Genomic DNA, 12,320 nt, shown 5'->3' with positions numbered 1-12,320 from the left:
CTGCTCTCTGTGCACTCAACCGAATCAAAGTTCCAGATGTCTTTACGTATTTATGTCCGTGAGTATTATTCCAAGCGATTGAGCCGCACCTGAAAGCTCCAACTGCCGACGTAGTCAATGAGGCTTTCGAGGACGCTGGCCTAGCGTAACATTCGATCAACAGGGTGTCAGAGAAAAGTTCCATACCCTCTCTCTGTGACTACCCGACAAACGATAAGTACAGATGACATAGTGGCCGCGAACCTATCAAGTAGAGAGGCGGGTAGTTCATCATCATTCGTGGTGTATACTACGTGATCAGTGCTGATGCAAGTACAAGAAACTCGGGAAGTCGCGTGTCCGAAATGCGGAGAGAACAGCAGCATACCAGTCCTAGAGAGGGACGTGGAACTGAAAGTTAGTCCGTACATCGCCGCGTTCGGTGAATACACAGAACTCGAATGTTCGAACGAACACTCCTTCTGGGTCTACTACTGCTAACCATACTCTTCTTCTACCAATCGCTCAGTCCGCACATGTGGTTACCGTTCAGTACAGGCTAAGCACACATCGCTCAGTAGAGATGAGAAAGTGACCAGTGGTAGTTCCAGAGTGTGATGATATGGGTGAAGACGGATCTTATATGTCTGACACACGTTTGACGATACAGGTGTGCGTCCGCCTTAACAAGCAGTGGACATCTCGTTGACGGCGTGCTGCCGTCCATTCCCGTGTTTTCCACGTGGTTCGCATACAGAACTCACACTGTAACAAGCGAACTTCGATAATGGAACAACAGAACTCACTCCACCCTGAGAAGAAGGACGAGCTGCTGACTATACTCGCTAATCACCACCGACGCATTGTCCTAAACTACTTCCAAAACGTGTCGGATGACGTAGCCTCAGTTCAGGATCTTGCAGAAGAGATTATCGAACAGGATACTGGAGAAGAAGAACAGGTTACTCTCCAACTCCACCACTTGACCCTCCCTCAACTGGCAGATGTCGGTGCCATTGAGTACGACCAAAGGAGCAACACAGTCCGGTATCAGGGGCACTCTACGTTGGAAATGATGATGGGTTCTATTGCGAATCTCTAGGCGGTGGTGCAGAACTGTTCTCATAGCGTGATGGTTGGGCTGGTGACATCGTTTCCTCGGTGGTAATTAGCGAGGGCGACAGCTAATCGAAGGCAGAGAGCGATGAAGACGTGTGATTTGACACGTGCTCGGCTTCGGACCCGCGGGGCCCCGAGGCCGAGATCCTTGCAGACGCCAATCGCTGTTTCAACCCGTGAGCGTTCTGTATACGTCTCGTTGAGTTGGCGCTGCCAGAGACGGACCGTGTCGCTGTGGTCTTTGATTCGCTCTTCAACGCGATACTCTATGTTTGGCGGATCGTCTGTATTCCGGGGGTTGTACGGCGATATCGGCACGACTGACTGCTCCAGCAGCCAGTCGTACCACTCCAGCATATCGAACTCTGAATCACCGAGGAACCAGCGTGGAGTATCGACGGCGAGCGCGTCACGCGTGACGCGCATCGCCGTCTCCTCATCGACTTTCTTCGCCGGGGTGAACGCTGCTGCGACCGGAATATTATTTGCTGCGGTGACGACACAGCAGCCGTAGCCGTAATAGTAGTCGTCTTCTGTGTGATCGTAGTTCCAGTCGGCGTCTTCGTCACGGTGATCAACTGGGATATCTGTCCCATCGATGCAGAAGAGCTTGCCGAGCGGCACCTGCTCGGCAAGCTCGTGGACTAATTCGATGAAGACGTCTTCGGCGACGAGTTCGAAGTCAGCGATGAACCGTGAGAGTGTCCGCCGGGACGGCGGATGCTCAAAGCCACACTGTCGCCAGACATCCTCGTTGTGCAGTTCCCGCGCCATCGGACGAGGGCCGTAGATATTGTTGTAGAAGCAGTGAAGGACACCTTTCAGGAGTTCTATAGGCTCGTGAACTCGTGTTCGCCCCCTCGGATCGGGGGCGAACACGAGATAATCAGTGAGGAACGACAGATCGAGGTGTTCGAACAGTGCCGTTGTCTCTGTCTCCAGTGTTTTGAAGACCAGTTCGACTGTATCGTTAACAGCGACGAGCGATACGAGCCGTCGATTACGCTCGACGGCTCGTTCGCAGGATCACCTGTGACTTGCTTTGATACCGCTGCGCAAGCCTATCTTCGGTGAAGATCGTAACTGGGTACGGATTTACTGGATCGTCCACTAATGCAGTTATTGTCGTGAAAGTTCGCAGGCGATGTGAATTGCGAGGGCCTTCTGGTCGTCCAGGCCGATTGCTGCTCCCTCTGCTGGTGGTGTAACCTCCATTTGAAGACTACCTTGGTTCAACTGGGCTGTTAGGGTTGTCCCAGCCATGTATTCCCATGTCACTGGAGGGAGATCTACTTCTGTTACGGTTGTATCCACACCAGGGCTTTTTTCATAGAAGAAATTGTGCCCAGAGGGGAGTTCGTGGTTAATAACCCCTGTAAGCGCGTTTTCTTGTAACTGCAGATTCCATGGTTGGAGTACAGACAGTTCTGGATGGTCTTCAGTACTAATCCTTCCTGCTGATATAAGGTGGAATTCTCCAGCTGCTCCCTGCACCGAATTCGGGTCTGGACCCACAGCTAAATGGACGGGGTTGTTCTCTTTGTTGACTTCCGTGGTGCCAGGCTCTGCAATGGTGGCTACTACAGACGTTTGATAGGAGCCATATTGCGAGTATGTATTCACTTGCTCTCCAGAGTAACTGATATTGAGTGTAGTCACTTGGGCGGTTCCTGTGTATTCTCCATACCATTGAGTAGCATCAGATTGGCCTCCAGGGCCGGCTTGAGTGCTATCAGCCCCTAGGCACCCGCTGAGAAGTCCGATTGCGATACTGCCAGTCGTTAAAAGATACTCACGGCGGTCCATGGTATGATATACCACTTGTAAGTAGATAAACTATTTTCAAGTGAAAATGATCGTAAGACAAAATAGCCTGTCCACTTTTTGGCCACCTCTTGTAGCACAACACACATACCCAACAGTGATATCAATCTCCAAATAAAGTAGTACCCTATTCGTAGGTAGTTTCCAGTACAAACTCGTGTTCTGTACATGCCGTCGCTAACGCGAGGACTTGGGTGGGGATCGGTGAAACCGCTCACGCCGTCGCTCGGCTGGATTCGTGCGTATACTGACCGGGCAACCGCGTGCTCGACCCGTGTGACGGTACCGCGCCGGTGGCGATCGCCGCCGAATGTGAGTACGGATCGGACGCGGATGTGCTGGCCGTCGACGTGGAAGCCGACGCACAGGCCGCATATGAACGACGACAAGCTGACGAACTCGAGATTCCGTATCCGGAACAGTGAGCTGAAGCGGTGTTGCACCGGCTCAAACGGTGAAGTGCCTTTCGTCGACTGTTTTAATCGAGGAGAGTAGTGGGCAGTTTAGAGCGGCGGATCATCGATCAACAAACCTATCCAGGAAAATTAATTACACATAATTACTCATACAAATTTATATTCTCAGCTCCCCTTCAATAGCAGTAATAGAGTATAACAATTAGCATGGGGACGGGAATATCACGGGAAGAGAAATTGAGGAAGAACATTGACCGAAAAAGAGCAGGTAGATGGCGGAGAACAGACGACTGGATCAGCCGACGGACCGGGATTTAACGGTATCTCCAGTGGGGATACTTTCTCGATATCCGATACTAACAGACTGCTGGTCGACCCACGAACTGGAAACTGTCTCTTGTTCAGTTCCGAAGACGAGCATGCTCTCGAATTTGAGCTAGTCATCTCGCCGAGTTTCTCGGGGAGTTTGTTCGAACTTGATCGACAGAATCCGCTACAGCGCCAGTACGTCCAAGTTATCTACGGCTCCCTCGAGGGATACGTTCTGAAGTGGGGGGCGACCGGCGCTAGCAGCAGCGAAGCGTTGACACGGTCACCGATAACGCTCAAAGAGGGAGAGAGCCTCGAACTAGCGCCGGGCGAACAGCTGGATGTTCGCAACGGAAGCACCAGCGAACCTGCGAAAATCCGCGTCTGCTACGTCCCAGCGTACAATATGGGCGATTTCATTCGGCAGAGCTATCAGTTCGACGCGCAGATAGCGCAAAACGATCCAACCGATGAGGAATCGTCCCAGTCACCCGTTCGGACCGAGGGTATCGACGGTCCCGTTGACGACTCCACTATGTCTTCCGCGGATCCGGGCATAAAAGCGCTCCAGACGGGAGACACTCGACCTGATGCGATCGGGGATACCTTCCCGAACGCGACCGGAGATACCGATGACTACGAAAAGCGTTCCAGCACTTGGAGCAGGCTGACGGGTCACTTCGACGGCGAGACGGATCCCTTGAGCGGGATTATCAACGCGCCGCAGTCCAACACCGGCGCTGGATCGGCATACCTCGGCGGGCTACTCAAATCGTCGCGAGCGCCGTTCCAGCCGTACGCCGAAAAGTATCACGAGGGACTCGAGACGGTGTCTGACCCGAGCGTTGACCGTCAGGTACTTGGAAGGGGGATGACTTGGTCTCAGGCGTTCCGGGAAGCGTTGAGTTCGTTACGCAAATCGTGGCGCTTCGTCTGGGGTAGTGAGAAGAAGTGGCGCGTGCTGTTACCTGGGAGCGCTCTCTTCCTTTTGTTCGTAATATTCTACGAGCTAGGTATCGGACCGGCCAGATGGCTTGGACTGTTGTTTTTCGTCTTCTTAGCGGGCTACTTCGCCCGGGTTTGTGACGCTGGAATATCACTCAGTCCGACGTTACCAAAGATGGGGGACGTGATCGCCCTCGGCCGAGAAGGTATCGCTCCGGCAATAATACTTCTCATTTTCTTTTTATTTCCGATGCAGATTCTCGCGCTGTTACTCACGGGGATCGGCCTCCCTGTTGGCGGACTCGTGGGGGCAGCAACGGAGGGGAATCAACAGCTCGAAACAGTTCTCATCGTGGCCGTTCAGTACGTCACTTACGGGGTTTTCTTGCTGTACGTTCAAGAACGGCGAATCGATACGGTGGTCAATCTCCCTGGCGTTGCCAGAACGATCCTGTCGCTCGTAACATCGAAGACGTACATTACGGGCTATCTCTCCCTCGTCGGAGGTTTTTTTACGATATCCTTCCTGTGGTCGTTCCTGTGGGCCTTTTTCGCATCATTCCTCGTATCCACTACCGGCTCGAGCGCAACGATCCTGTTAGTGCTGACGATATTTGGGATACATATCTTGTTTTTCCTGATATTGTACTCGTTCATCCTCGTATCCTACCACTATATGGGGAGTTACGTCGGTACTCGAATGCTCGCTGCGACGACACCCGACGAGGACCCGGTGGATGTAAATCGGGCAGACGAGTCGTAGATGGGGGCGACGAACGTGGACGAAAACAAGCGTTCGATGCACGATGGGGCGCTCTTCCGACGAACCGTCGTTCGACTGTTTTCCTGCAGTACGCTCTTCTGTAGGAGATTGTTGATACCGTTCAGCTGCTGCTCTCGAACCAAAGAGGGCAAGGACACCGGGCTAGCGGTGTCCGACACGAATGATTCCGTTGAATGTGTTCAGTTCGGAATCGCTCGCAGCGGACCTGTTGGAACAGGTTCGCTGGCGTGACGGCGTCGAATGCCCTCGCTGCCGCTCTGACCTGACGGTCAAGAACGGCAGCTATGGGGCGTTTCAACGCTCCCTCTGTAAGAATTGCGACCGCCCGTTCAACGATAAGACAGGCACAATTTTCGCTCACTCGAAGGTTGCGCTCCGCAAGTGATTGTTCTCGATCTACGCGTTTCTGCGGTTCAACACGAGTCTTCGTCAACTTCAGCGAGAGATCGATGTGACCTACAAGACGATGCATCGGCGCGTCGAGCGCTCTGTAATGAGTATGAATACTTTTGCAAGTGGAATGTGATGCCCGAGTAATGGGACCACGCCGAACGGAGATCAAGCGTCACCTTCCTGAAGAAGAGATTGACGAGATACTGCGGGAAGCCGAAGACAAGCATCATATTCGACGGATTGGCTTCGTCAAGAACCTCTATCAAGGCGATACGATTCCAGAGGCTGCCGATCGGGAAGGCCGATCGCCAGCCACTGGGACACGCTGGGCAGAAGACTGGAATGAGGGTGGCTTCGAAGAACTTATGCCGAGTTTCGGGGGCGGCAGACCCCCGAAACTCGACGAAGACCAACAAGAAGAACTGGTTGAGATGCTCCGTGAAGATCAGCCTTGGAAATCACAGGAAATTCAGCATCTTCTCCAGGAAGAATTCGCCGTCGAGTACAGTCCGAATTATCTCGGGACGTTCCTTCGGGACCTTGGCCTCTCGTACGCGAAACCACGACCAAAGCGTCCCCACCAACCGGAGAATCCAGACGAAATCCTCGAAGAGCGCGTCGACGACGCGCTCGAGGAGGGCGACAAATCACACAACAAACGCGAGGGTGAAGATGACGACGGCTGGGTCGTTGACGACAATATCTGTACCGATGGCGGCACCGTCCTAGGCTTCTTTGATGCGTCAAAACCACAGCCGTACGATAATTCACGCCGGGTTTGGTACGTTGATGATCCGCACATCGAGCGACCGCTAGTCAAGACAGAAGATTCAGCTGTTGGGTTCTATGCACTCAACGGAGAAAGTCTCATCACGTTCAAGGAAACCGAGAAAAAAGAGCGTATTTGCGAGGTCTTAGAGGGGATCCGAGAGCAGAATCCCGGCAAGCGGATTCTGCTCGTCTTGGACAAGCACGGGTCCCATGTGTGTAAGCACACGCGCAAGCGTGCGCATCAACTCGGGATCGATCTGATTTTTCTGCCATCGAGCTCACCGCATCTGAATCCAATCGAGAAGGTCTGGGATTATCTCAAGTGGACAATGTGTCCGATCATCGTTGAAGACGAAGATGAGTTTAAAGATCTCGTCGAAGATACGTTCGACCAAATAACAGAACGCATCAGCTTCGCAAAAAAGTGGTGTCAGAAGTTCCTTTACTTTCAAAAGTTATCTTAGTCATTAGTGAAGCGCTCGACGCGCCTCAACTTAACCTCGTCGGACCGGTCGAAATCGACGAACTGTACGTCTCTGCCGGGAAGAAAGGCCGCGATCGCGACCAAGAGTCGCGCTCGCGTGGCCTGTCCACACGCGGACGTGGCTCGTATGAGGGAGACAAGCCACCCGTCTTCACCATCGTTGACCGTGGAACGGGGCAACGATACGTTGTCCCAGCGAAATCCGCCGACGAATCGACGGTGCGACTCCTCCTCGTACTCCGAGAGGAGGAGTCGCTAACCGTCTATACTGATGGATTTCAAGCATACGACCCACTGGAGAACGACGACGAATTCGACCGCGAATACGTCGTCCACGGAGACGGCGAATACGCCGATGGAGACGTTCACGTCAACACTTGCGAGAGCCACGCGTCGCTGGCGCGACGGTGGCTCTCGCCGCATCGAGGCATCTCGAAGGACAAGTTGATACAGTATCTCCGCGCCTTTCAGCTACGCAGCGAACTCTTCGAAAAACCTGGTCGAGAAGCACTCAAACACGCTGTCAAAGCGACTCTCTGAAATCAACAATGTGCTACATATGAGCGACTGAGAAAGATAACTCATCTCAGGGCTATGGTAAAGGCGCTTCTCACGAAATAGACTGTATGAGCGTTATCGCTGAGTTCACTCTCTCGACCGAGGAATTCGTCTTCGGTTCAGCCCTTGCTACGATTGAGGAAATGGTACTCGAGCTCGAAGCGATCGTCCCGACGGGCAACCGGGTCGTCCCGTACTTCTGGGCGACTGGTGAAGATTTCGAGTCGTTCGAACGGCATGTTCTCTCGGATCCAGATATTGAGAGCATCACGCAACTCGATCGGATTGACAAGACGGCATTGTACCGTGCTGAATGGTCTCATGACGTGGACGGCCTTCTCGATGGACTTGCAGGAACCGAGGCCGTCGTTCTCGAAGCGTCAACAATGAAAGAGGGATGGCACTTCCGCGTGCGCTTTCTCAACCACGATCTACTCGGGCAGTTCTACAACTTCTGCACTGAACAGGATATTTCCATACACGTTGAGCGCGTCTACACACTCACAGAAGCCTCGCGGGCTGGACAAATCTTCGAACTCACATCCAAACAGCGCAAAGCAATCGTTCTCGCCGTTCAATACGGTTACTTCAAAGTCCCGCGAGAAACCACTCTCTCGGAGATTGCCGATGAGTTAGATATCTCTCAGCAGGCCGCCTCCAAGCGTGTCCGGAGGGGCGCTGACAAGGTACTTCGGAATGCCTTGCTCGCTCCAGGCGAACGTTCGTGATTGAGTGGATAGAACATACTGTCGAGTCTCGTTCGCATATAAACTGGTGGTTATAACTATCCTGTCTTGGAAACGGGAGCGTAGTGTACACCCTTGATAATGAGTACCAGCCACGGTGACGGCGGTACGATTGAAAGAATTTGTGACCTAGTATCTCACCCGACACGACGGGTTCTCCTGCGCGTGCTTCGGGATATCGAGACATCAACTACGATTGAGACCGTTGCTGGCGAAATCATCGATGCCGATGGGAACCGACTGGATGGAGTCGAACAGACTGAGAAAGCGGATCGAGTCGCGGTGGAGTTATATCACATCCACTTACCAAAGATGGCGGACACGGGGATGATTAACTACGATCCCGAGACAGGGACGATCAGAACGAACGATACCATCGACGTAGCCTATAGCGTGTTGGACACCGTCTCAGGAAGAGATGATTTTTGATAGCCACCGATTAGGTCGCTGGTAAGTGTGTTACACCGCTAACCAGTACGTAACACGGTATCCGTTTGATATCGAATTTACCGACGACATCAATTCCCGTCGTCGTAGCGTCGATCCGTTCCTGATCAGTCGCCGGGCTCACTGGCGATCACCATCGTACAGATAGATCAGCTCTGGTGTACCCTCGAATAGATGTCTTACTGCTCGTGCATTCAACAGACTCGTCAGAGAGCGTCACGGAAGTGGGGTTTCCGTGACACCTGATTCACCCTGTTCGTAGATCGAACGCAAACGGTACTTCAGTGGTGCGAAAGCGCAACTGGAGGCTGCGACCGAGGCCGGTGCGGTCGGGACCTGGGAGTGGCACATCCCTGAGGACAGATTGGTCGCTGGCCCCTCGTTCGCCAGGACGTTCGGGATCGATCCCGACGCGACTCGTGACGGCGTGCCGCTCGAACGGCTCGTTTCGTCCATCCACGAGGCCGACCGCGAGCACGCCGAAGCCCGGATCGAGGACGCCGTCGAATCGTGCGGAGAATACGAGGAAGAATACCGTGTCTGGAACGCCGACGACGAACTCCGGTGGGTCAGCGCTCACGGGCACGTCGAGTGCGACGAGGACGGGAATCCCGTGACGTTCCCTGGCGCCCTGACCGACATCACCGAGCGCAAGCAGTTCGAGCGACAGCTCGAGGAGTCCAACGAGCGCTTAGAGCAGTTCGCCTACGCCGCCTCCCACGACCTCCAGGAACCCCTGCGGATGGTGTCGAGCTACCTCCAGATGATCGATCGGCGGTACAGCGACGAACTCGACGAAGACGGTGAGGAGTTCATCGACTTTGCCGTCGACGGCGCCGAGCGGATGCGCGACATGATCGAGGGACTGCTCGAGTACTCGCGGGTCGACACGCGTGGGGGCCCATTCGAACCCGTCGACCTAGACGACATCCTCGTAGACGTGCGCGATGATCTTCAGATGACAATCGTAGAGAGCGACGCCGAGATCACGACCGAGTCGCTGCCCCGCGTCGACGGTGATGAAGGGCAGTTGCGCCAAGTGTTCCAGAACCTACTGGACAACGCCATCGAGTACAGCGGCGATGAATCGCCGCAGGTCCACGTCTCGGCCGAGAGGGACGGTAACAAGTGGATGATATCGGTCAGCGACGACGGGATCGGCATCACCCGGAGAACGCTGACCGCGTCTTCGAGGTGTTCCAGAGCCTGCACACGAACGACGAACACCCGGGAGCGGGGATTGGACTCGCGCTCTGCGAGCGCATCGTCGAACGCCACGGCGGTGACATTTGGATCGAATCCGAACCAGGCGAGGGATCGACGTTTATGTTCACGCTACCCGCCGACAGAGCACAGTGAGTGACTAGGACTATTCCGGTGATCCAGCGGACATCCTGCTCGTCGAGGACAACCCGGGCGACGTCCGCTTCACCGAAGAGGCGTTCAAAGAAGGGCAGATCTGCAATAACCTCCACGTCACGATCGACGGGGTCGAAGCACTCGATTTCCTCCATCAGCGTGACGGGTACACGAATGCACGCTTTGAGGCCGATCGGTCGTGTTTAGTTTGTAGCATTGTGCCAGACGGCGAAGGCTTGGAGCCACGATTCTGCTGTCGACGGTTGTGAGTGGCTGAAACAGTTTGAGAACGAAGAGGTGCGGCGTTTTATCTCGCGAAAGACACGTTCAACACTGTTCCGATTTCCATGTTTTTCGTATCGAAATCGGAGCCCAGATCGGCGGAGTGCAGTCTGAAGATGTTTTGCTCCATCAACGAGAAACACAGCATCGTCAAGGTCATGTTTCTCAGTGAGTTCCTGCAGGAACCGTTCTGTCAGAGCGGTCGTAGTCGTCGAATACAGCCGTGTATGGAGTATATTGTTTGTTTCTGGATCGACAGCAGTATACAGCCAATAGCGGTGTTCGTCAAGTTGAATCACCGTCTCGTCAAGCGCGACGTGATTCGGATCCTCGTTAACTGCCGGCTGTAGATTGCATTTGTGAACCCAATCGTGGACTGCCTTACGACTGCGCTCGACACCGAACCTCTCTAGTTCTCGAACGGTATTCGAAAGCGAGAGGTCAGCAAGGTGAAGTCGAATACCGAGTTCCATCAGCTGACGCGGTGTTCGCTCTCGCTCCACAAAACTCAAATCGATCCAGTCGCTACACCCGCTGAGGCGGCCGATTTTTGGCATGGACACCATAAAATCGCACCGCCTCACTTTTCACGCTTAACGAAACAGCGCCGGCCGATCTCCCCGGTTATTTGTGCCATCTCTTTCAGCAGGTCAATCGTCATCCGGTAAGACGTATCGAGGTAAATCCGCAGACAATGCAGGGAAACGAGGGCATAGTCGGCGAATCCGCCGCCACCTTTCGGGGCGGCGGATTCGTCTCCATCGCCAGTAGCGTTTTGAGCAATCGGCACAACTGCCCCAATGAAGTGGGAGATTTGGGACATGAACAACTGAAGTCTCCCGCTTCAAGACCTTCGATTTAGCGCACCATTCCGCCGCCGTCTAGTGATTCAACACAGCCGAGCATCCCGGGGGTCACCCTCGAAACGTACCGGTGAGCGGTCCAGAGGAGTTAGTCCTCGAGGTTGTCTGCGGAGACAAGTAATCGACGTTCATCCTTTCAATAGTGTATCATAGAACTGGCCCCAAGGGGATTGTTTTCACCCCCAACTTCGCCGAATAGGCTGTTAGATAGAGCCTGCACACTAAGCAGAAATCTATTCACCAAATTATCAGAATAGTCACTTCATCTAAATCCGGGGAGAGTACTTTATACCTAAATATCTAATGGCCATTCGTATAAGCAAGATCCATGGTGAACTATATGAAGTAGTATCGAATGTACAGCGTCGGCAACTGTTATTCGCCTTGGTGGAAGAGAGTCCGAAAACGGATTCGTCAAAAGAATTCGATACTCCACCAAATATTACGAAATTTGAGGGATCAAATAGAATCGAACACCAGCACGTTCACCTGCCGAAATTAGACAACTACGGATTCATTAACTGGTTTCCTGAAATGAACTCTGTAGAACGAGGACCCAAATTTGACGAAATTGAACCCACATTAAAATTGCTCGCTGAACATCATAAAGAGCTTCCAGAAATGAAGTGACCTACTGGTACTCTCTTCGCTTGTACTTATCGTTCACTACGGAGTCTCCAAGGTACGTGACCTATTCTATGAAACGCTTTTGACAAGGCTATACCGACAGAGGCCGAGACATGGACGAGATCGTTCAGATCGAACCATGGTCCTCACATCGGTTTTCGAGCAGCATGCTCTGTGAGTGACGACTTATTATACAAGTCGGAAACGAATCAACTAGACTCCCCGTATTGACCAGGCTATTAGGCGTCTCCCTCAACAAATATTGTACTTCAGAAGACATTTAGTGCCGTTTTCTTATATAGGCATTAGCAGAGATACTCATAGATTTGCGGCGAGCTGAGCGTTGGCAGAGCTGCTAAGAGGAACTCTTTGATCCCATTGACCGTTCGAAACAGCTGATTAGCTCGACCTTCC

At 53.2% G+C, this 12,320-nt stretch carries 11 protein-coding genes and 4 pseudogenes; 11 read left to right on the top strand and 4 right to left on the bottom strand.

The window, feature by feature from the left end; all coding sequences use genetic code 11:
- The first annotated feature begins 306 nt into the window (after positions 1–306).
- Together PGX04_RS34765 and PGX04_RS22265 are read left to right on the top strand one after the other, a co-directional pair.
- Entirely contained in the window at positions 307–480 is a 174-nt protein-coding gene (locus PGX04_RS34765; RefSeq protein ID WP_425498459.1) for a hypothetical protein, read from the top strand.
- Between the two features lie 286 nt (positions 481–766).
- Positions 767–1,081, top strand: coding sequence for a DUF7344 domain-containing protein (locus tag PGX04_RS22265; RefSeq protein WP_273740497.1), 315 nt, complete (start codon positions 767–769; stop codon positions 1,079–1,081).
- A gap of 20 nt (positions 1,082–1,101) precedes the next feature.
- Here PGX04_RS22265 and PGX04_RS22260 read toward each other — a convergent pair whose 3' ends face one another.
- Positions 1,102–2,055, bottom strand: a complete 954-nt coding sequence (locus PGX04_RS22260; protein WP_273740498.1) for a transposase — start codon at positions 2,053–2,055, stop codon at positions 1,102–1,104.
- A 162-nt stretch (positions 2,056–2,217) separates the two neighbouring features.
- Positions 2,218–2,904: a hypothetical protein gene (locus tag PGX04_RS22255; RefSeq protein ID WP_273740496.1), complete on the bottom strand. Its 687-nt coding sequence runs from the start codon at positions 2,902–2,904 to the stop codon at positions 2,218–2,220.
- A gap of 281 nt (positions 2,905–3,185) precedes the next feature.
- On the opposite strand from PGX04_RS22255, the gene PGX04_RS22250 reads away from it, so the two are divergent.
- From PGX04_RS22250 to PGX04_RS22210, 9 genes and pseudogenes are all read left to right on the top strand, one after another.
- Positions 3,186–3,347 carry a hypothetical protein gene (locus tag PGX04_RS22250; protein ID WP_273740495.1) on the top strand — a complete coding sequence of 54 codons (162 nt, stop codon included), beginning with the start codon at positions 3,186–3,188 and terminating at the stop codon, positions 3,345–3,347.
- Between the two features lie 241 nt (positions 3,348–3,588).
- The gene (locus PGX04_RS22245) at positions 3,589–5,355 is read left to right on the top strand and encodes a DUF4013 domain-containing protein (protein ID WP_273740494.1); all 1,767 of its coding nucleotides are present in this window, start codon (positions 3,589–3,591) and stop codon (positions 5,353–5,355) included.
- A gap of 181 nt (positions 5,356–5,536) precedes the next feature.
- Positions 5,537–5,881: pseudogene (locus tag PGX04_RS22240) on the top strand (transposase); the annotation flags it as partial.
- 31 nt (positions 5,882–5,912) lie between these two features.
- On the top strand, positions 5,913–7,004 hold the full coding sequence (locus PGX04_RS22235; RefSeq protein ID WP_273740493.1) for an IS630 family transposase: 1,092 nt from the start codon (positions 5,913–5,915) through the stop codon (positions 7,002–7,004).
- An 8-nt stretch (positions 7,005–7,012) separates the two neighbouring features.
- Positions 7,013–7,564: pseudogene (locus PGX04_RS22230) on the top strand (IS1595 family transposase); the annotation flags it as partial.
- Positions 7,565–7,650: 86 nt separating this feature from the next.
- Positions 7,651–8,310, top strand: a complete 660-nt coding sequence (locus PGX04_RS22225; protein ID WP_273740492.1) for a helix-turn-helix domain-containing protein — start codon at positions 7,651–7,653, stop codon at positions 8,308–8,310.
- Positions 8,311–8,409: 99 nt separating this feature from the next.
- On the top strand, positions 8,410–8,757 hold the full coding sequence (locus PGX04_RS22220) for a DUF7344 domain-containing protein (protein ID WP_273740491.1): 348 nt from the start codon (positions 8,410–8,412) through the stop codon (positions 8,755–8,757).
- Between the two features lie 382 nt (positions 8,758–9,139).
- The gene (locus PGX04_RS22215; protein ID WP_425498458.1) at positions 9,140–10,138 is read left to right on the top strand and encodes a PAS domain-containing sensor histidine kinase; all 999 of its coding nucleotides are present in this window, start codon (positions 9,140–9,142) and stop codon (positions 10,136–10,138) included.
- 28 nt (positions 10,139–10,166) lie between these two features.
- Positions 10,167–10,313, top strand: a pseudogene (locus PGX04_RS22210) (response regulator); the annotation flags it as partial.
- A gap of 24 nt (positions 10,314–10,337) precedes the next feature.
- On the opposite strand, the gene PGX04_RS22205 reads toward PGX04_RS22210, so the two are convergent.
- Together PGX04_RS22205 and PGX04_RS22200 are read right to left on the bottom strand one after the other, a co-directional pair.
- Positions 10,338–10,973, bottom strand: a complete 636-nt coding sequence (locus PGX04_RS22205) for an IS6 family transposase (protein ID WP_273740490.1) — start codon at positions 10,971–10,973, stop codon at positions 10,338–10,340.
- A 53-nt stretch (positions 10,974–11,026) separates the two neighbouring features.
- Positions 11,027–11,239 (bottom strand): annotated as a pseudogene (locus PGX04_RS22200) (IS5/IS1182 family transposase); the annotation flags it as partial.
- Positions 11,240–12,320: the final 1,081 nt, after the last annotated feature.

Source organism: Natrinema soli, from assembly GCF_028618695.1.
The sequence above is the reverse complement of the archived record's forward strand: the minus strand, read 5'-3'. Positions and strand labels throughout refer to the sequence as shown.

Coding starts and splice junctions, on each gene's coding strand:
- PGX04_RS22265 (WP_273740497.1), top strand. CDS start 767: ATGGAACAACAGAACTCACTCCACCCTGAGAAGAAGGACGAGCTGCTG.
- PGX04_RS22220 (WP_273740491.1), top strand. CDS start 8,410: ATGAGTACCAGCCACGGTGACGGCGGTACGATTGAAAGAATTTGTGAC.
- PGX04_RS22205 (WP_273740490.1), bottom strand. CDS start 10,973: ATGCCAAAAATCGGCCGCCTCAGCGGGTGTAGCGACTGGATCGATTTG.
- PGX04_RS34765 (WP_425498459.1), top strand. CDS start 307: ATGCAAGTACAAGAAACTCGGGAAGTCGCGTGTCCGAAATGCGGAGAG.
- PGX04_RS22255 (WP_273740496.1), bottom strand. CDS start 2,904: ATGGACCGCCGTGAGTATCTTTTAACGACTGGCAGTATCGCAATCGGA.
- PGX04_RS22225 (WP_273740492.1), top strand. CDS start 7,651: ATGAGCGTTATCGCTGAGTTCACTCTCTCGACCGAGGAATTCGTCTTC.
- PGX04_RS22235 (WP_273740493.1), top strand. CDS start 5,913: ATGGGACCACGCCGAACGGAGATCAAGCGTCACCTTCCTGAAGAAGAG.